Consider the following 18,987-nt stretch of genomic DNA (forward strand, 5'->3'; position numbering starts at 1 on the left):
TGGTAGGCATTGAAATTTGGGTAAATTTTAATACTTTGCGGTTAAGGGTAAAAGCGTTAATTTACCCTTTAACCTTTGAAAGTAAAATTAATAATACGCTCCTAGAAGGCTGTAACTGAGACTAACTAGGACTAATAAGGTAACAATCACATAAATAAATTCTCGCTTTAGCAGAAAAGCTAATAGAGAAATGACTACCCGTAAAATTGGAGTAGCAATTAGTAGTAATAGTCCCAGTTGAATAATACCGCGTAGGCGTAGCCCGCCGTAGGCATCGCTACCTGATAAAACTGCTTGCACTACACCTGCTGGTGAGCGAAATTGCAATGGTTCTCCCCGAAAAAAGTGATATTCAGCAGGTTCAGCACCATGATGAATCAAGTAGAGGATACCGCCCAATAAAACTACAGCACTAGCTATCAAAACGCCATATTTAAGCAGGTTACTTAGCAAATATTCTAATTGTTGTTCACTTGATGTTTTCGTTACGTTCTTGTTAGCATCAACTTCCGAGCGATTCGGCAATTGTGCCACTGTGCTAACCTGGTGTTCTTCCAACTTCTCAAGATCAGAGTGTGAATTTTCCGGCGGTAAGCTTAGTGCAATGACTTTACTCTCTGCCTGTGCCGATGATGCCCAGCGAAAACCAGTATTTAATTTATACATTTTACAGCCCCCCTATTAAATTGTTGTAAACCATCTTTAAAGCCATTACCACCAACACAACGCTGAAAATAATTCTTAAAATCTGCGTATTAGCCCCTGCAAGAACTCGTGCGCCCAAAAAAGCACCAGGTAATACTCCCAACATTACCGGCATAGATAGTCCTGGATCGATGTAACCTCGTGCTAAATAAACTCCGGCTGAGGCTGCTGCCGTGACGCCGATCATAAAATTGCTAGTGGTAGTAGAAACTTTGAAGGGTAGGCGCATAGCTTGATCCATCGCCAATACCTTAAATCCGCCGGAACCAATACCAAGCAATCCAGAAAGCACCCCAGCTAGAATCATCATCCCAAACCCCATTGGTACTGAATGGACTTGATAAGACATCAGTCCATCAGGAGTTGGATAACTGTTATTGAGTTTTAGATAGTTTGCTAAGGCGTCTGCTGGTTCATCTTCAGTATTTTCTACTCTCGGTCGTTGTGAAAGGTATGCTGAATAAATCAGGACGATCGCTAATACAATAGTTAGGGCTTTCACAGACACAAAAGTAGCAATCATAGCGCCGGCGATCGCGCCGATAGTTGTCCCTACTTCTAAAAACATCCCCAATCGTAAATTGGTATAGCCTTTTTTGATGTAAGTAGATGCTGCACCCAAAGAAGTAGCAATTACAGATACTAAGGAAGCACCAACGGCATATCGAAGATCAACACCAAATACTGAAGTTAATAAAGGAACAATTACTACTCCACCCCCTAACCCAGTTAACGCGCCTAAAAAGCCAGCGCTAAATGAACCAATCCAAACTAGTAAAGAAAATTCTAAAATTGACAAATTTCATACCTCTTTTTTTTACATGTATATCAAGATGCCAAAATAATTTTTGTATTCTTTAAAACTTAAATGCCAAGTTGCTTACTGTTGACAGGTTTAGTGGTTCATATTTTTGGGGAGTGGGGACACGGGGACACGGAGACGGAGGGATACGGGGACGCTCTGACGCTCTGACGCGGGGAATAACAAATAACCAATGATTAATGACTATTTATTTAATAAGTTCAGCAGAGTCAAGCTACCACTATCCACAATGATAAAAGCGCCTAATCCTATTAAGACAAAAGGCATAAAATCGTTACCGTAACGAGTCAAAAGATTAGCGATCGCTGCATTATGAGTTAATTTGTATGCTACAAAGCATAGAAATCCTACTAGCATAAAAAACACTCCCAGAATTATTAGCAGACTCTCCCAATTACTGCTAGCAAATAAAGGAACGTAGATACTGATATTGTCAGTGCCATTGGCAAAGGTCACTGCTGCTACGCTGTAAGTTTGAAAATTGAGAAATTTACTTAAATACGAACTCTCAGACTGCTCTATTTCTGTTTCATCTTCCTCTGATGCATCATCTTCTCGATTTAGTAAGCATTTGATACCAATTGCTATGGGTACTAAACCAAATAGTCCAATCCAAGGTTTTGGTAACATTAAGCCACCAAAGAAAGCAGGAAGACTAGCCATTACCAACGCTGTGAAACCTAGATACTGACCAGTGACTATATGCCAACGCCGAAACTTAGCATTCACCTGGGAAAAAAACAGCGTCAAAATAACAATATCATCGATATTTGTAGCACTAAAGGCAGCTGCACCCGTGCTAATAGCAGTAAGTAACCCGCTCATATTAATTTTGGATTTTGGATTTTGGATTTTGGATTAGGGCATTGGGCATTGGGCATGGAAAGAGGACACGGGGACACGGAGACACGGGGAAGGAAGAGGATAGAGGAACAAACGAAAAGACTTGTTGCTGTCCCCTTGTCCCCATCTCCCTCATCTCCCTCATCCCCCTCATCCCCCCATTCCCCACTCTCCACAATTAAGGAATTTTCCTGGTATCGCTGAATTTAGTGTGAATCTCTTCAATTCCTTGGCGCATTTTCACAACCAGGTTGGGAGAACGTAGTCTTTTAATGATGAACCACCCACAAGTGAGAAGTATGTATAACAAGAACAAGTAGGGAAAGGCATTGTAAGGAGCTTCGGGAACTGGGAAAAGTGTACTACCGGGAATTCCTACACTACCTAAAACTGGAATCATCATGAACCCAACTCCGACAACCGAAAATACCACATCTCGCCGCCGGAGTTTTCTAATTTTGTATAGGTAAACTGGAGCTGCGACAGAAATCAGAATGTACACCGTTAAGAATCCGTAGCTACAAATTGCCCCCAAATAACCCATACTCTCGAATAACTTGATATTAAATAGGGACATGACAGCAGGTACGAAAAATGTTATCAACGAACACATCGTGACTGCAACGTGGGGCGTTTTGTTGGATGAGTGTGCTGTTCCCAATGAGGAATGGAATAAACCATGACGTGCCATCAAGAAAAACACTCTAGCGGCTGGGTTGATGCTGCCAAGGATGCAAGCGAAGAAGCTAAATAAGGCACCTAAAGCCACAAATTCTCCCAAAAAACCAACTCCTGCTTGTCGGGATAAAAAACCCAGAGGTTCTTCAGTTTGAGTAATGGAGACGCCAGTACCACTAAAGCCCAAGACTTCTATATAGGTTGTTGATATATAAAACAGACCGGCGAGGATGACGCTACCCATCACAGATTTAGGGATTGTTTGTAATGGTTTTTTTGCTTCATCACCTAGCGATGTAGCACTTTCAAAGCCAGAGAAAGCAAACATTACCAACACAAGTCCTGTGGCTACGCTGCCTGGAGTTGTACCAGAGAGGGTTAGTTGCGACATATCCAACGCAAAACCTTTGTGTGCCCAAATGATGATGCACAAGATGGCAATCAATAGGACTGAAGCTGCTTCCATCCAGAGCATCGCTACAGCTGAAAGTTGGATATCTTTATAAGCTGCATACCAAGAAATTCCTGCACCGATCGCCAGCAATGTAATACTGGAGGGATGAATGCCCAAATGACCAATTAAGACACTGCTGAAGTTGGCAAAACCGCACAAAACAGACATCCCAGTAAACAAATAAGCCAGCACCAAACTCCAACCGCAAATAACACCCGCTGTAGAACCAAGACCTTTGGAAATATAAGAGTACAGTGAACCTGGAGAAGCCGAGCGACTGGCAAACTGGTTGATGTTGATACTGACAAATAATAGCCCCATCAAACCAATCAGAAAACTCAGCCAAGTACCGTTTCCTGAAAGTGCAACGATTAAGCCAATATTAGATGCTGGTATTGTCGTCGGTGCAATTACAGCAAAAGATTGCGCCAATACTTCCGAGAAAGAAAGACAATCTGGTTTTAAACCATGAATACTTTGATGGGATGGTTTTTCTGTTTTCATTGAGCAAATTTTAATGTGTGAAAAGACGCATATATCGATAGAGATACAGGTAATTAAAGGTTAGTTTTTGAGTAAAATCTCCCCTTGACCAGTCGCCGATTTCTACTTACACATATCGATATATCTCTCACTTACATACCTATGTCTTTAGTCGTATTTCTCTAGATAGATTTAATACTACCCGATGTATTTACCACAATCAAGTATTAGTAAAAATCTCAACTTGATTTTTATTTGCAGAATATTTCAAATTAATTTTTTTTCATGAGTATGATAACTATAAACTTATAGAGTTAAAAATAATACCCGGTTAGTCGCTAGGAATTTTTGAGATTTAATTCTAATAAACCATGAAAGGCTTACACAGCTTGGTCAATATAATTTATTATTATATTAGTACTTAAGTTATGCTTGTATTAAATTAATTTGTGAGATGGTATTTGCAAAAACCAGTTTAAATGATATGAGAAACTGAAATTAATACTTGTAATCTCCCCAAAAATTCAGGTGTTAGGGGTGATTGTTGAGAGAAATTTAAAATTGAATATTAGTTATAATGTTGACAATTGTGTTTAAAATGTCATCAAATACAATTTTTAAAACTTGGAACAAAAACATGAAAAGCTTTAAATATATTTTGATGCTGGTCTTATTCCTGGCAAGTCTAGTATTTGCTGAACCTTCCCTAGCCGATCGCCCGAAATATTCCGAAAATCCTGATTATATAAATTTGACTGAAGAATTAAATAGTTTGCAAACAGCCAAAGAAACCCAAGCTCAATTAGAGGGTTCAACATCAGAGCAAATCGACCAAAAAATCAATGAATTAGAGTTGCAAAAATATGCCTTCGAGTCAGGAATCGACTGGGGTCAGTGCAGTAATCAAACAGGAAAAACTTTAGCTATCTACGGTTCTGAACCAAATCTTGATGATGATGAATACTCCGAAGGGGCTGCATTGTATTTTCTGGGGAATGGTGAGACAACTAAAGATAGATGGAATTGTAAGGGAGTTTATCTACCAAATGATGTTAAAGCGATCGCTTTGGGTGTAAGCGGACAAGAGGAAGAATTGCCAGGTGGTATTGCGATCAAGGTTCCCAATGGGACTAACTTAGTTTTGAAGATAAATCCCGATACTGGGGCGATCGAATTTAATCAAGCTGGTACTAAAATCTTGAAACCTAGTGACGTGAATTGGTTTATACCGAATGTATCGCAAGATATTGTAGATGCACGAGTGACTAATGCACCTACAAAGAAGGCTTAAACCTAATACAGCAATCAAATTTGATTTCTGAAAAAATCTCAGTAGTTTTGTAGGGTGTGTTAGCAAAAAGTACGACACCATTCCAAGCTTGTGATGCCGTACTTTCTGCGCTAACACAACGCCAGTCGCCTCAACGGTGGGAACCCCGACACAGGGCTGGCTCCCCTACGTGTATTTCAAAAATCAAATCGCATTGCTATCTTCAGTTATCAATTTTTTTTCTTCGGGTAGTAATGTCGTTTCATCTTTTGCAACTTCTTCATCTACAGATTTAGCTGTAGTCAAATAGGGCTTGATAATTAGGCTAACACCAATTGCCCAAGCTAATGCAACCATCCAACCGGCGAGAATGTCACTGGGAAAGTGAACCCCCAAATAGAGACGACACCATGCAATAGCTATTATATATAAGCTGCCAAAGATGAAGACCAAGCGACGCCAGGGGGTAGCCCAACTTAAGATGAGCAAAATTGCAACCATTGTTAAACTAGTCATTGCATGATTGCTGGGAAATGCAAAACTAGATTCAGGTGCAATGGACTTCCACAATTGCGGACGGACTCGATGCATGAATCCTTTCGCTATGAGGTTGATAATGAAACTTCCCACTGAAGTAGTGAGTACATAAGCTAGCGATCGCCAGCGTTTTTGAAGTAATAATATTAGTGCGATCGCAGCTACAATTGGTATCCCCGTCCAAGGCGATCCAATGATAGCCAGCATCACAGCTAAAACATCAAGCTGGGGGTTTGCTGTGGAGTGAACTGCTAACAGAATTGGCACATCCCAGGGGAAACCAGCTTCATTTTCCCGTAACTTCACTGCCAAGATTTCAAATACCTGCAAAGGTAAATATACTCCTATGAAGAGCAGTAAGAGCGATCGCCAACGGGCAATCAATAAATTTTTCAGAAACGAAAGGGGCGATCGACTTTCTTGATTGGGTTTTTTGACACTTTGCATATTCTGGATTCTGATTCCTGACTTCTGAATAGTTTATTTCAATTAAGTATTAAATGCCATCTATCACTAGGTAATACTTTTACTAGAATCTTGAAATGAACCACAATGTTTACAGTAAGGCAAATGTTTATAAGTCAGATTATTACAGTTTTCGCATTCCAAATATTGATAATAACCACAGTGGGGACAGTAGGAATCGCTACGCCGAATTTTTTTTGTGCAATTGACGCAGAGTGATTTTTGAACTCTGTTAGCAGCTTGGACTTTAGCATTAAATACAAAATTTTGAAAAAACTTGATAATTCCAAAACCAACAAATGGAATCAGCAAGATATAAAGATAATTTATTAAGAAAAGTAATCCACCAAAAAGATAGCTAACTATATTAAATAGAAATTGAAATATTGCTCCGATTTGCAGAAATTTAAAGACTTTAACTAACAGTGGTATCAAAAATATAACTAGCAAATGCCAGCTAATGAGTGAAACTAGTCTATATCCTCTTCCTTGGGCAAATCTATGAACTGATAAGGCGATGATAATCAGTGGTAAAAGAAAGAGAGACTGAAAACCAAGCTGAATACTTGGATACCAAAATGACGCTTTTTGATAGCCTTTTTCAACTTCCGTAAATTCATTTTTATTCTTAACAAAGGTGAGAAAACTAGTGCTTTCTGGTTTCCCTAACAGTTGATTTTGAAGATTAGAATTTTCCTGTTTCAGAGTAGAAATTTGGCGGCTATTTTGGTCTAATTCCTGTTTAGCTTTTTCTGCACTGACTTGATTAATTGATTGCTCACGAGGCTGACCGGCAATTTTTTCTAACAGAGTCGAATCATATTTAGCACGAATATTACTATTGGTTTGTTGTAGGTTACTTATTTTGACTTGTTTCTGCTCAATAGTTTTGATAATTTGCTGATTTTGCGGATTATTAATCTTATCCTTATACTCGCCATACTTTAAGCATATTTGTTCGACTTTACCGAGATGTCCTGTTTCGCCTTGTTGATAGTTTTGCTGAAAACTGAATTTATTGTTCGGGCTATAGGGAAATGAAAGCTTGACAATTTCGTAATCTTTCTCTTTAGTATTTTTTGCTCGATAATTTTGCCACTCTGAATAACATGGATAAGCCTCAGTCGGACTGATATGCCATCTACTAATATCATCTAGTCCCGTAAAAACATTAATTAAGATAAAAATATCAATTAAAATAATAACAATCAAACTCACTTTATTTAGTGGTTCGTTGTTGATGGTTCTTGATTTATTAAAAAATTGATTTAAAAAACGGCGGATTCTGGCAAACATATTATTTAATTGATTGCAGCAATGTGGGGATTAGTTTATCTGATGATCGTTTCTGCGTCAGAGGCTATTTATAAAGTGAAAATAAAATTCTTGTAGTGGCGTGACAAGGCTAAAATGTTGCAATAAATTTTCTTGTGGGGCGGGCAAGATGCCCGCCAATTAGGACGGGCGAGACGCCCATCCCACAAGAGGAAAGCTAATGCACTACTTTAGTCTTGCCACGCTATTAAGATTTACTTTATAAATGGTCTCTCATGTTTCATATTCTATGATGCAGTTGTGTACTTTTAACTACTAAACCGATTTTGTGAGGCTACCAAGAAATATCTTTATTAAAATACCTGCTAATCTTTTGAAAAGACTAGCAGGTATCTTTTATTATCAATCGGAGCGGCGGGATTCGAACCCACGACCTCCACTACCCCAAAGTGGCGCGCTACCAAGCTGCGCTACGCCCCGAATACTCAATTTTGGATTTTAGATTTTTAATTTTGGATTTTCCCAATTACAAATCTTAAATTCCGTTTATTGACTTTTGTTAGTCTAGCATAAAGATAAGCAAAAGTATAGATATTAGATTTAAAAAACTTTGAGCATTCCAGTGGCTTGGAGTAAATCTGGAACAGCAAAAGCATCCCATTTACCTTCTACACATCGCCCTCTATTCAGGATGAAACGTAGACTGTAGGCGTGGGGATAGCCTTCAACCTCCATCCATAATAAATCGCTTTCAGCTTCACAGGCAATTTTTTCCTCTTCCATTAATTCTGTTGCAAGTTGTTTCATGGTATCTGCTAGCTGTGCCAGTAGACGACAAAAATCATTCAACTCGGCTTCGGTTAACTCAATTGCCCAGTCATCTGTACCTATTAAACCTTTAAATTCAGGTGTATCGGGGTTCCAGCCAATACGCCAACCAGATCCACTTTTGACAACGCGTTCCATAAAAGCTTAGGAGTGAGGAGTTATTAATTTACAACTCATTACTCTGCCATTACTTAAGTAATTGGGCCCCTCCCTGTTGGGGTGGCTGTGGAGTTGTTGATGTAGTAGGGTTTGGTGTGGTGTTGGAGCGAGGGGCTGGTGTGTTTTGGGAAGTAGGATTAAATATACTGACTAAAACTTCCAGTAGGGCATTTCGTTGGCTGCGATTCAGACGGGCAATGGCAGCGCGATCGCCTTCTATCGGATTTTCCCGCAGTGTATCATTTCCTGGATAGCTACTATCATACATAACTTCATTTGCACCCAGGTAATCAGCTAAAGTTAGTTTCCAATCCAAGCGATAAATTGGGGCACGTCCTTTAGTATAAAGATGATATCTAATCAAGCGATTTGCGAGGGTATTGTTTTCGGCAACTTTGCCATTTTCTTTGCTGATATACTTATTCTCCCGTGGAAAATCTGGCAATTTTTGGTAGACTATCTGCCAAACATCATTGGGGGTGATTGTCTGTGCTATCCCAGTTTGGTTAGTAAATAACCCTGAACCCAAAACAATTAAACTCAGCATTAAAGCAAACAATATTGCTGAGTACTGAGTTTTTAGCTTTGAAAGAACTGATTTCAACAGAAATTTTCTCTTTTTCATAGAACAAGATTTTGGACGTTGCTGAGTGAAAATATGAATATTCAGAATTCAGAACTCAGAATTCAGAACTCCTAACTCCGTAACTTAGCACTCAGCATTCAGCACTATTTTTATAGTTCGCCAATAATTTCTGGCTGAGTCAATTCATCGGACATCTCGATGATTGCTCTTAGCACTGGCTTCATCATCGCATCTTCGTTATTTTCAAAGTCTTCATAACGCCGACGCTTGGCACGATTCGCCACCTGAACCGTAATGCGGTAACGATTTGAGGCTGCACTTATCAAATCCTCAGCACGATGCATAATTTGAGATTGTGTTGTCTCGAACTTAGAACGCTTTAGCATAATTAGTGGTTCTTGGGGACATTCTCCAGTGTAACAGCACTAAATCAGTCTGCTACTGTCTGTTTAACCGGCAGCAACCTTTCTGTTGACAGAGGTTAAGAGTATTTTAGCTACCTTATAAGTAACTTGTAGTATTATTTAACGCATCCTCATGGCTGACCTTGTGGAAACTGCGATCGCAGCAGGAAATTTCAATACGCTGATAAAGGCTGTTAAAGCTGTAAATCTCATAGAAACTCTCAAAAGTCTTGATTCTTTGACACTCTTTGCACCCACTGACGAAGCTTTTGCCAATTTGCCAGAGGGAACTTTAGATTTGTTACTACAAGACATTCCTAAGCTCAGGAAAATTGTAGCGTATCATGTCGCTAGTGGGGATGTCAGGTCTGATGACTTGGTACAAATTAATGAGGCACAGACCCTCGAAGGATCAATTGTAGCTATTGAATCTGTCAACGGCAAAATTAAGGTGAATGACGCCAATGTAATCAAAACAGACGTTTTGACAGACAATGGCGTGATCCATATTATTGATGCAGTGCTAATGCCTGCAATGGTGGCGGGGAAGTAAGGGTATTGGGGACTGGGTATTGGGGACTGGGTATTGGGTATCGGGAAAGAATTATTTGAATCCCTTCCCAACTCCCCAGTCCCCAGTCTCCAGTCCCCAGTCCCCCACTCCCTATTCCCTACTCCCTACTCCCAAAATACAGCCAGTACGTCCAGAAATAGTTAATGACAACTCCTGAGTTTCTCCTTGACTATTCCACTCAACTTCAGCACTACCATATAAGACTTTGTTGGGTTGAGTGTGCAAACTGGCGATATCTACATTTGCTGTTGCCGAACTTGTCCCAGCGTTGATGGCAATTATCAATTCTTCTTTCTCCAAGGTTCGCGCAAAGATGTAAAGTTGTCCTTGAGCATAGAGAACTTGGTAATCACCTGTACGCAATGCTGGGTAAGTGTGGCGGAGGGCAATCAATTGCCGGTGAGTATCGAAAATTTCTTGATTCCAGTTAGTCTCTAAGGGAAAACCACGGCGTGAGTCTGGGTCTATGGCGCCAGGTAAGCCGACTTCATCGCCATAGTAGATACTGGATGCACCGGGAAAGGTTAGTAGTAGTAGAGTCGATAATTCTACACTGGCTATATCGCCTCCCGCAATGGTCATCAATCGGGCTGTATCGTGACTTGCTAGCAAATTGAGTTGAGTCAGCTGAATTTCCCAAGGATAAAGTTGCAGTAATTCTTGGATTTGGGTGGCGTACTCGGCAGCAAATAAGGGTGGATAAGGTTTATAGTCGCGGCTTTGGACTTGTTCTAAGACTACGCGATCGCCAGCTACAAAGGCAATTGTCGGCCCAGCAAACAAATAATTCATCACCCCGTCAAATTGCGTTCCATCCAGCCACTCACGGGAATCTCCCCAGACTTCGCCGACAATGTAAGCTTCAGGATTGATGGCTTTGACGCGATCGCGGAACTCTTGCCAAAAACCAGGGGTTTTAATTTCAAATGGTACATCCAATCGCCAACCATCTATGCCGAATTTAATCCAATATTCGGCAATTTCCATAATGTATTCCCGCACTTCTGGATTGTCGTGGTTAAATTCTGGCAAGGCGCGGTTTCCAGCCCAACCCCTGTAGTTAGCAGGCAAATCTCCTGTGTAGGGCGCTAAAGGCCAACCCTCAATTTTGAACCAATTTACCCAAGGAGAATGAGGCCCATTCTCTAAAACGTCATGGAAAAAGAAAAATCCCCGACTGGAATGGTTAAATACTCCATCCAGAACGACTTTGATATTCCGTTGATGGGCGGCGTCTAGTAATTCCTTAAAAGCTTCGTTGCCCCCCAGCATGGGGTCAACTTGATAATAATCATGGGTATGATAGCGGTGATTGCTGGCAGATTGAAAAATCGGTGTAAAGTAAATGGCGTTAATGCCCAGATCCTTGATATAGTCTAAGCCTTCCAGGATGCCCCATAAATCCCCGCCTTTATAACCTTGGAGTGTTGGCATAGCGTCCCAATCTTCCCAACGGGCTTCATGTAACAGCCGTTTGCGTGGCTGTTTGCTTCTAGCAAAGCGGTCTGGAAATATTTGGTAGAAAACAGCGTGCTTCACCCAGTCTGGTGTTTGAATTTGCATGAATTACTCTTTGTACGTTCAAAAGCGATCGTTGCAAATATTAGCTTCTTTGTGGCTCTTACTTATGATAGAAAATTGGGAATTTGGCATTGGGCATTGGGCATGGGAAGATTCTTTCCCATTATTTTATTATTTATTTAGAATCGACTTTTCTAAGCAAATTTATCAGTTTTTGTAAAAAATAACTACCATAATTATTAATTATACTTAATTAATTCATAAAATTTAATATTTGTTGAATTAACTTTATCCGTAATCACTTAAGCAAGTACTGGATTATTTTTATAGATTATGAATTATGTCAAGGTGTATTGAGTCCTAGTACTAAAAAATGAAGTTAGGATTCAAAATATCTATTGTTCTGGTTCCTGACTCCCAATAAATTTAATTTGAGGCAAAAATGAGACACGACAAACTTTCTCCCGGATTACTTTTGGCATTTCAGGATTATCAAAACGAAGGAGAACAGGCTTTAGTTACACATAAGCGATCGCTTGGTATTATTGCTCATAAAAATACAGTCAAACCAACTAAGAGCGTCGTTTTTCTCTACTGCGACTCTGATGCAGACTTGAGTTATTTATCGCAATATAATATTGAAGTGAATCAAAATTCAGGCAGTGTTCGCACAGCTTTTTTACCAATAAATGCTTTAGATGTCTTATCTGAAGAAGATGCGATTCAACGCATCAAGCCATCACGTAAACTGCATTTGCGGATGGATGTTGCACCAGGAAAAGTCAAATTACCGGAGTTTAAAAACCAGACCGGACTCACTGGCAAAGGTGTAATTGTCGGTATTATAGATAGTGGCATTGACCCAAAACACCCCGCTTTTGCCGGAAGAATTTTACACATTTGGGATCAAACACTCCCAGGTCCAGGAGTCACAGAAGGCCGCTACGGGGCTGAATTTACGGAAGCGCAACTGACAATTTCTCAGGATACTGAGGGACATGGCACTCACGTTGCTGGAATTGCTGCTGGTGCGGATGCTACCTATAGCGGCGTAGCACCAGAGGCGGAATTAGTTGTGGTCAGGTCAGATTTACAGGACGCCCACATTGCCGATGGCATTCGCTACATTTTCCGAATTGCCAGCGAGTTGGGACGCCCAGCAGTCGTGAATCTCAGCTTGGGTGGACACGCCGATGCCCATGATGGTAGCGATTCTCTATCAAAAGTGATTGACGCCGAAACAGGTCCTGGAAGAATTGTTTGTTGTGCTGCGGGTAATGAAGGAAGCATCAATATTCATGGTCAAACAACCATACCCAGTGGACGCACCCGTGGTATGCGCTTTAATGTTCCTTTGAATCAAGTAGGCATAGTTTGGCTAAACGGTTGGTATTCCAAAGATAGTGAGTTGGAAGTGTCAGTGCGGAGTCCCAACGGTTTTGTCACCCCCTTCCAAAAAATCATTACTGACGGTAATCCTACCCAGGAACATCAGTTACCGGATGCACGGGTGGAAATAGTGACACCAGGCCCTGACCAAATTAACGGCGACCATAACTTTTTTGTGCAAATACGTGGTAACGGCCCTTCACAAGTAATGGGAGGCATTTGGCAACTACGCCTACGGAATACTTCTGCAACTGAGACACGTCTGGATGTGTGGACATTAGATGATACGTCATCAGTGTTTTTTACAGGTAAAAGCATCAAGGATGCGCTAAAAATTGGTTCGCCGGGAGCCGCTAGCAGTGCTGTGACAGTCGCTGCTTATACTACCAAAGCTAAGTACACAGATATTGATCAGCAAGTTCGAGAAATGGGCTTAGAATTGGATACTATTTCAGAATTCAGTAGTGAAGGTCCCCTACGCAATGATGCCCAAAAGCCTGATGTAGCAGCACCAGGAGCAATGATTGTTTCCACACTTTCCGCCGATGCTAATTCTGCCCGCTCATCAATGATTAATTCTAAGTTTGTGGCAATGGCTGGTACGAGTATGGCGACACCGTTCGTCACTGGGTTAGTTGCATTACTCTTACAACGTGACCCTCAACTCGATCCGGCTACTTTGAAAGATTTGTTACGTAAAAATAGTGCAATCCCCGGAAAACCCGCAGGCACATTTGATGAGAAATGGGGTTATGGAGTGATTAATGCAGAGAATCTATAATTAGATTGAGAGACGCGATAATATTTAACACAATAGATATATCGCGTCTCTTGAGATTTATAGAAGGCGATCGCTTGATCTATTGTGTATTTATTCTGACAAATTTAACAGTGCGACCATAGCACAACTAACTGTTTTTCGCAAACTCACATCCAGAAAATTTTACTGGTTTATTAAAATGTATGTAGTTTTATATACAAAGATGATTGTTAAAAATATTGACGAATATTTCGGTCGGTTTCATTTTTTGTTATAAATTTAATGATAATTTCTAGTTAGTTTTACTGAAATTTTACTCGATGGTTAAACTTCGCGTTCAAGAATTAGCACAAGAAAAAGTTTACCGTTTACTTAGTCTCATTTCAGGAGTTTCTGAAGACGCTATTGAGACTTATGTCAGCCAAACATCTGAGGATTTTCAAAAAATTGCTACACCATTAGATTGGTCTTTTACAAAACCGGGTGCTGCTCAAGTATTTGAGATGCTAGATCATGAAAAAGCCAAGGGTATGGCTGTCAGTTTACTTAGCAAAGCTGCTGATATTTCTGCACCAGATATGGCTAGGTATGCAGATGAAAATGAAGATTTTGCGATCGCAGAAAAAATAGAGGAATTAAAAAAAATTGCCCAAGCTTTAGATGTAGAAATGGTAGAGCTAGTAAAGCCCAACGAGAAAAACGAAGGTGTAAAACTCAAGCTCGTTGAACTAACTCAAGAAAAACAAATATCCCTTAAAGAATTAGCAACTCGGTCTCAAATAGAGTTTCCTATTATTTGTTTCTATAGTTCACAACCTATTGAAAAGAAAAAATTAACCCAACAGCCATTTTCTAAAAATTTGAAGGAAATTAGTAAAGTTTTAAATTGTACTTTGGAAGATTTGCAGGAAAAAGAGAAAGTAGAATTACCTCCAACTATACTGCGAGTTCAAGAATTTTTGGATACGACAGATTTAAATATAAATGATTTAAGTTTGCTACTTGGAGTAAGTAGTGAATTTATAGATTTAATTGCCACAAATCCTATAGATATAGGAAACATGCCCAAATGGGGAGAGGAAAAAATAATATGTGAAATCATATGTAAAATTTTGCGTTGTACCTGTAATTAGTTTACCCAAATTTAAGATGTGAAATTTTATCCGCAAGACATTCGTAATCAACAATATGTAGAAAAGATTATAACCAGAAGCAACTTTCAAAATACGCTAGCTGGACAGAAGCTTGTACAAAAATTACTAATAGGTGTTTTTTGTATTGTGATGGCTGCTTTCCTAAGTATAGTAACGCTTCTGGCAGGTGGGGTATTGACAGCCATACCTTATGTTTTTAAAGTTAGTCATTTTGATTTCAGAGAAATTACCGCAATTATTTTATACAGCATAGCAGTCATTATATTTGTAATTGATAGTTATGAAGTAATATCAGCTACTTGTGTCGTTGCCTTGATAATCATTGGAGTAGTTATTTATGTTTGTTTCGAGGTAAATCATCAGATTCCGGGAATAGGATTCTGGCTATTGTGTCTAGGTTTGAGCATAGCTTTTGCGTGGGTTAGTACAACTATTACAGCATTGTTTATAGCTATTAGTTCTATATACTGTGGGATTGTAGGTGAATTCCTAGCTGTTATGGGATATGGACTGATTGCTCAAGTTTTAATTATGGCTGGGTTAAAGATTGCATCAGGTGAAAAAGAGGGTGATGGTCTTGTAACTATAATTGCAGCGATTCCGATTATAATATCAGCCACACTTATTGCACGAAAAGCAATCAGAGGCTCACCTAAATTGAGATGGATTAGGGAAGTAGCTGTATTCTGGACATCAATAGGTGGAACATCATTTTATGGAGCAGATTTAACAGATACTTGCTTTGATGGCTCACATTTACCTCATACAGATTTTAGAAAAGCTAATTTAACTCGTACTAGTTTTAAGGATGTAACTGGATTAAAATTTTCTCGACTCGAAGGAACGATACTGGAAAATTTAAAAGTTAGGAAATTGCTAGTAACCAAAAAAGGTAAGAATGAAGATTATACAGGTGCTAACTTTAATGGTGCAAATTTAACGAATGCTGACTTAACAGGGGCAATTTTAACCGGCATCAATGCCTTAGATGCCGATTTTTCGGGAGCAACCTTGAGCTATGCTTGCATCCAAGAATGGAATATTAATAAAAATACCCGCTTCACAGGGGTAAAATGTTCGCACGTTTATTTAAAAGGTACTAAAATTGGCGCTCGCATTTTTTCTGAAGAACGTAAGCCAGATAGTGGCGAGTTTCAAGATGGTGAATTTGAGAGATGGATTAGTGAACTTCAAAAAACAATTGATTTAATCTTCAGGGAAGGATTGAATTGGAGAGCTTTTATGTTTTCTCTAGCTCAAACTGCTATTAATCATGAAGGATTAGATTTATCTCGTTATAGCATTACTAGAGATCAGAATCTTGTTTTTGCAAAAATTGGTTTATTCTCAGGTGCGGATCATCTTGCTATTCACGAAGAATTTACAAGTTGTTATGAAAATGCTGTAAAATTAATAAATTCAAATAATCAATTAGTTCTCCAAGCAAAAGATGAAGAACTAGAAAGATTAAGAGAATTGCTGACATGTAATTATCAAATTGTCAGAGAATTAGCTTCTGTAGTAGCAGGTACAGGTAGACAAGTATTAATTCAAGGCACAGGTAATCGCGTATATATGCTTAATCAAGCAGGGGATATTATGGAAAGTAAAAATGAAGGCATCAATATAGGTGGAAATGTTGGCGGAAATTTAGACACTGGAGATAAGATATCTGCGGGTGGAGACATGAACCTTACTGGTTCGAGTTTGACAGGTAACCTTAATAATGTTACTAATACGAATCAGCAGTTGAGCAATATTAAAACTGATAGTAGCGACGATTTGGCAAAGATTTTAAGCATTTTGCAAAAATCTATTGGTGATGATGCTGCACTTTCTGAAAGCCAAAAGAAAGAGGCGCTGGAAGCAGTAGAAATTATAGCTGAAGAAGGAAAAAAGCCACAAGGGGAACGAGCGCTGAAATTCTGTTCAATGGCTGTTAATGCCCTTAAAGGTTTGACATCTACTGTCAGTGATGCTAGTAAATTAGCTGAAGTCCTCAAAACACATTTGCCTGCTCTCACCAGCATATTGGGTCTTTAGACGTAGCAATAAATCTGTAATCAGATTGAGACGCGAATATATTACTCTGTACAAGGATAGGCAATAAAAACCTGTAAATTTGATAGGTTGTTTGTAAGGTGGACAATTTTTTGACCACTTTTTTTTACCAAGGAATTGTTATGAATTATCAAAAGCTAGATGCTGCCCTTGCTACAGCGTTGAATGATGTTCAAAACCCACAGCAACCGAGTTTAACAGTTTTCATCCATACTGAACCAATTTTAGACTCCGCAGCGATCGCTGTTTTAGATAGTTTGGGTGTCAGCGGCATTACTAGTGGTCAAGATATTTTTACAGCAACACTGTCGCCAAATGCGATTTCCCAGTTGTCAGAGCAATCTTGGGTAAAGTATTTGAAGGTATCACAGCAATTGCGTTTGGTCAATCAGAAAAGAACTTTAGGCGGCTTGAGAGTTTGAGATGATGCTGTAAAAATAATTCTTTGTTTATTTGTCTGGCGTAGCGTCTGGCAGAAAATGTGTTGGCACAGCGATCGCTCCTCAACCTTCCATAGGATATAATACAATTGTTCTAGTTGTTAATTCATTCAGACAGCATCATCCATTACCAGCAGCAGTTTCTAAAATTCCTCCCTGAGATTCTTTGATCCCCCCTTACCAGCTGCCACATACAGTCCTAAACTGAAGATGAGAGTTGAAAGGCAGCTGGGAGAAATTTTGTGAAAAAAGTTTTATCAATCATCCTTGGTGGTGGCGCGGGGACTCGGCTTTATCCCCTAACCAAACTCCGCGCTAAACCAGCAGTACCAGTGGCGGGGAAATACCGCTTAATCGATATCCCTGTCAGTAACTGCATAAATTCCGAAATATTCAAAATTTATGTTCTGACGCAATTTAACTCAGCTTCCCTGAATCGTCACATCGCCCGTACCTACAACTTTTCTGGTTTCAGTGAAGGGTTTGTGGAAGTGCTAGCTGCACAGCAAACACCAGAAAACCCCAATTGGTTCCAAGGTACAGCCGATGCAGTGCGTCAGTATCTGTGGCTGTTGGAAGAATGGGATGCAGAGGAATATTTAATCCTCTCAGGAGATCACCTCTACCGCATGGATTACCGCTTGTTTATCCAGCGCCATAGAGAAACGGGTGCTGATATCACTCTCTCAGTTATTCCCATCGACGAGCGCCGCGCCTCAGATTTTGGTTTGATGAAAATTGACGATTCCGGTAGGGTCGTTGACTTTAGCGAAAAACCCAAAGGCGAGGCCTTAACCAAAATGCAGGTTGATACTACTATTTTGGGATTGACAAAAGAACAAGCCCAATTGCAGCCTTACATCGCCTCGATGGGAATTTACGTCTTTAAAAAAGATGTTTTGATCAAGTTATTGAAAGAATCTTTAGAACGGACAGATTTCGGCAAAGAAATTATTCCAGATGCCTCGAAAGATTACAACGTTCAAGCTTATTTATTTGATGACTACTGGGAAGATATTGGAACAATCGAAGCCTTTTATCATGCCAATTTAACGCTGACTCAGCAACCACAGCCACCCTTTAGTTTCTACGATGAAGAAGCACCAATTTATACCCGCGCTCGCTATTTACCTCCAAGTAAACTATTAGATTGCCAGGTAACAGAATCAATTATCGGCGAAGGTTGCATTTTAAAAAATTGCCGCATTCAACATTCTGTATTGGGAGTGCGATCGCGCATTGAATCTGGCTGCGTCATCGAAGAGTCTTTACTCATGGGTGCAGACTTTTACCAAGCTTCTGTAGAACGCCAATGTAGCTTAGTCAAAGGTGATATTCCCGTAGGCATCGGTACGGATACAATCATTAGGCGTGCGATCGTTGATAAAAACGCCCGCATCGGCCATGATGTCAAAATTATCAACAAAGATAACGTCCAAGAAGCTGACCGCGAAAATCAAGGTTTCTACATCCGTAGTGGGATCGTAGTTGTGCTAAAAAATGCTGTAATTCCTGATGGAACCATAATTTAAGAGTGCTGAGTGCTGAGTTAAGGGACTTCCAATAAAAAAAACATTC

The 18,987-nt window shown here is 39.8% G+C and carries 17 protein-coding genes and 1 tRNA gene; 7 read left to right on the forward strand and 11 right to left on the reverse strand.

What is annotated here, in order from left to right; all coding sequences use genetic code 11:
* Positions 1-87: 87 nt before the first annotated feature.
* The 4 genes from IQ276_RS26420 to IQ276_RS26435 all read right to left on the reverse strand — a co-directional run bounded on the left by IQ276_RS26420 (position 88) and on the right by IQ276_RS26435 (position 4,007).
* On the reverse strand, positions 88-666 hold the full coding sequence (locus IQ276_RS26420) for a DUF1634 domain-containing protein (RefSeq protein ID WP_193918848.1): 579 nt from the start codon (positions 664-666) through the stop codon (positions 88-90).
* A gap of 1 nt (position 667) precedes the next feature.
* Positions 668-1,504: a sulfite exporter TauE/SafE family protein gene (locus tag IQ276_RS26425; protein ID WP_190880020.1), complete on the reverse strand. Its 837-nt coding sequence runs from the start codon at positions 1,502-1,504 to the stop codon at positions 668-670.
* 207 nt (positions 1,505-1,711) lie between these two features.
* Entirely contained in the window at positions 1,712-2,353 is a 642-nt protein-coding gene (locus tag IQ276_RS26430) for a cadmium resistance transporter (protein ID WP_190880022.1), read from the reverse strand.
* A gap of 196 nt (positions 2,354-2,549) precedes the next feature.
* The gene (locus IQ276_RS26435; RefSeq protein WP_193920505.1) at positions 2,550-4,007 is read right to left on the reverse strand and encodes an APC family permease; all 1,458 of its coding nucleotides are present in this window, start codon (positions 4,005-4,007) and stop codon (positions 2,550-2,552) included.
* A 616-nt stretch (positions 4,008-4,623) separates the two neighbouring features.
* On the opposite strand from IQ276_RS26435, the gene IQ276_RS26440 reads away from it, so the two are divergent.
* Entirely contained in the window at positions 4,624-5,277 is a 654-nt protein-coding gene (locus tag IQ276_RS26440; protein WP_193920504.1) for a hypothetical protein, read from the forward strand.
* 183 nt (positions 5,278-5,460) lie between these two features.
* On the opposite strand, the gene IQ276_RS26445 is transcribed toward IQ276_RS26440, so the two are convergent.
* The 6 genes from IQ276_RS26445 to IQ276_RS26470 all read right to left on the reverse strand — a co-directional run bounded on the left by IQ276_RS26445 (position 5,461) and on the right by IQ276_RS26470 (position 9,492).
* A complete protein-coding gene (locus tag IQ276_RS26445; RefSeq protein WP_193920503.1) occupies positions 5,461-6,240 on the reverse strand; it encodes a phosphatase PAP2 family protein in 780 nt (259 codons plus the stop codon).
* Between the two features lie 66 nt (positions 6,241-6,306).
* Positions 6,307-7,554, reverse strand: coding sequence for a hypothetical protein (locus tag IQ276_RS26450; protein WP_193920502.1), 1,248 nt, complete (start codon positions 7,552-7,554; stop codon positions 6,307-6,309).
* 385 nt (positions 7,555-7,939) lie between these two features.
* A tRNA-Pro gene (locus IQ276_RS26455) sits at positions 7,940-8,013 on the reverse strand.
* A gap of 120 nt (positions 8,014-8,133) precedes the next feature.
* Positions 8,134-8,499 carry a DUF1818 family protein gene (locus IQ276_RS26460; RefSeq protein WP_190882418.1) on the reverse strand — a complete coding sequence of 122 codons (366 nt, stop codon included), beginning with the start codon at positions 8,497-8,499 and terminating at the stop codon, positions 8,134-8,136.
* Positions 8,500-8,548: 49 nt separating this feature from the next.
* Positions 8,549-9,067 (reverse strand): hypothetical protein, encoded by a 519-nt coding sequence (locus IQ276_RS26465; RefSeq protein WP_228043320.1) that lies wholly within the window; start codon positions 9,065-9,067, stop codon positions 8,549-8,551.
* A gap of 188 nt (positions 9,068-9,255) precedes the next feature.
* Positions 9,256-9,492 carry a DNA-directed RNA polymerase subunit omega gene (locus tag IQ276_RS26470; RefSeq protein ID WP_073645038.1) on the reverse strand — a complete coding sequence of 79 codons (237 nt, stop codon included), beginning with the start codon at positions 9,490-9,492 and terminating at the stop codon, positions 9,256-9,258.
* A gap of 151 nt (positions 9,493-9,643) precedes the next feature.
* Between IQ276_RS26470 and IQ276_RS26475 the strand changes: the two genes are divergently transcribed.
* Positions 9,644-10,063, forward strand: coding sequence for a fasciclin domain-containing protein (locus IQ276_RS26475; protein ID WP_235115992.1), 420 nt, complete (start codon positions 9,644-9,646; stop codon positions 10,061-10,063).
* Between the two features lie 111 nt (positions 10,064-10,174).
* On the opposite strand, the gene IQ276_RS26480 is transcribed toward IQ276_RS26475, so the two are convergent.
* Positions 10,175-11,647 (reverse strand): glycoside hydrolase family 13 protein, encoded by a 1,473-nt coding sequence (locus IQ276_RS26480; RefSeq protein ID WP_193917673.1) that lies wholly within the window; start codon positions 11,645-11,647, stop codon positions 10,175-10,177.
* A 400-nt stretch (positions 11,648-12,047) separates the two neighbouring features.
* Here IQ276_RS26480 and IQ276_RS26485 point away from each other — a divergent pair, with 400 nt between their 5' ends.
* The 5 genes from IQ276_RS26485 (at position 12,048) to IQ276_RS26505 (ending at position 18,941) form a co-directional block, all read left to right on the forward strand.
* Positions 12,048-13,775 (forward strand): S8 family peptidase, encoded by a 1,728-nt coding sequence (locus tag IQ276_RS26485; protein ID WP_193917675.1) that lies wholly within the window; start codon positions 12,048-12,050, stop codon positions 13,773-13,775.
* A 299-nt stretch (positions 13,776-14,074) separates the two neighbouring features.
* Positions 14,075-14,887 carry a hypothetical protein gene (locus IQ276_RS26490; RefSeq protein ID WP_193917677.1) on the forward strand — a complete coding sequence of 271 codons (813 nt, stop codon included), beginning with the start codon at positions 14,075-14,077 and terminating at the stop codon, positions 14,885-14,887.
* Between the two features lie 18 nt (positions 14,888-14,905).
* On the forward strand, positions 14,906-16,951 hold the full coding sequence (locus IQ276_RS26495) for a pentapeptide repeat-containing protein (RefSeq protein WP_193917679.1): 2,046 nt from the start codon (positions 14,906-14,908) through the stop codon (positions 16,949-16,951).
* 140 nt (positions 16,952-17,091) lie between these two features.
* On the forward strand, positions 17,092-17,391 hold the full coding sequence (locus IQ276_RS26500) for a hypothetical protein (protein ID WP_193917686.1): 300 nt from the start codon (positions 17,092-17,094) through the stop codon (positions 17,389-17,391).
* Positions 17,392-17,651: 260 nt separating this feature from the next.
* Positions 17,652-18,941: a glucose-1-phosphate adenylyltransferase gene (locus IQ276_RS26505; protein WP_193917688.1), complete on the forward strand. Its 1,290-nt coding sequence runs from the start codon at positions 17,652-17,654 to the stop codon at positions 18,939-18,941.
* Positions 18,942-18,987: the final 46 nt, after the last annotated feature.

The organism is Desmonostoc muscorum LEGE 12446 (genome assembly GCF_015207005.2).
GTDB classification, from domain to species: Bacteria; Cyanobacteriota; Cyanobacteriia; order Cyanobacteriales; family Nostocaceae; genus Nostoc; species Nostoc muscorum.

What these genes read in the sequence shown, in the direction of transcription:
- IQ276_RS26485 (WP_193917675.1), top strand. Translation starts at nt 12,048, where the DNA reads ATGAGACACGACAAACTTTCTCCCGGATTACTTTTGGCATTTCAGGAT.
- IQ276_RS26435 (WP_193920505.1), bottom strand. Translation starts at nt 4,007, where the DNA reads ATGAAAACAGAAAAACCATCCCATCAAAGTATTCATGGTTTAAAACCA.
- IQ276_RS26445 (WP_193920503.1), bottom strand. Translation starts at nt 6,240, where the DNA reads ATGCAAAGTGTCAAAAAACCCAATCAAGAAAGTCGATCGCCCCTTTCG.
- IQ276_RS26465 (WP_228043320.1), bottom strand. Translation starts at nt 9,067, where the DNA reads ATGCTGAGTTTAATTGTTTTGGGTTCAGGGTTATTTACTAACCAAACT.
- IQ276_RS26430 (WP_190880022.1), bottom strand. Translation starts at nt 2,353, where the DNA reads ATGAGCGGGTTACTTACTGCTATTAGCACGGGTGCAGCTGCCTTTAGT.
- IQ276_RS26460 (WP_190882418.1), bottom strand. Translation starts at nt 8,499, where the DNA reads ATGGAACGCGTTGTCAAAAGTGGATCTGGTTGGCGTATTGGCTGGAAC.
- IQ276_RS26470 (WP_073645038.1), bottom strand. Translation starts at nt 9,492, where the DNA reads ATGCTAAAGCGTTCTAAGTTCGAGACAACACAATCTCAAATTATGCAT.
- IQ276_RS26500 (WP_193917686.1), top strand. Translation starts at nt 17,092, where the DNA reads ATGAATTATCAAAAGCTAGATGCTGCCCTTGCTACAGCGTTGAATGAT.
- IQ276_RS26440 (WP_193920504.1), top strand. Translation starts at nt 4,624, where the DNA reads ATGAAAAGCTTTAAATATATTTTGATGCTGGTCTTATTCCTGGCAAGT.
- IQ276_RS26475 (WP_235115992.1), top strand. Translation starts at nt 9,644, where the DNA reads ATGGCTGACCTTGTGGAAACTGCGATCGCAGCAGGAAATTTCAATACG.
- IQ276_RS26490 (WP_193917677.1), top strand. Translation starts at nt 14,075, where the DNA reads ATGGTTAAACTTCGCGTTCAAGAATTAGCACAAGAAAAAGTTTACCGT.
- IQ276_RS26480 (WP_193917673.1), bottom strand. Translation starts at nt 11,647, where the DNA reads ATGCAAATTCAAACACCAGACTGGGTGAAGCACGCTGTTTTCTACCAA.
- IQ276_RS26420 (WP_193918848.1), bottom strand. Translation starts at nt 666, where the DNA reads ATGTATAAATTAAATACTGGTTTTCGCTGGGCATCATCGGCACAGGCA.
- IQ276_RS26450 (WP_193920502.1), bottom strand. Translation starts at nt 7,554, where the DNA reads ATGTTTGCCAGAATCCGCCGTTTTTTAAATCAATTTTTTAATAAATCA.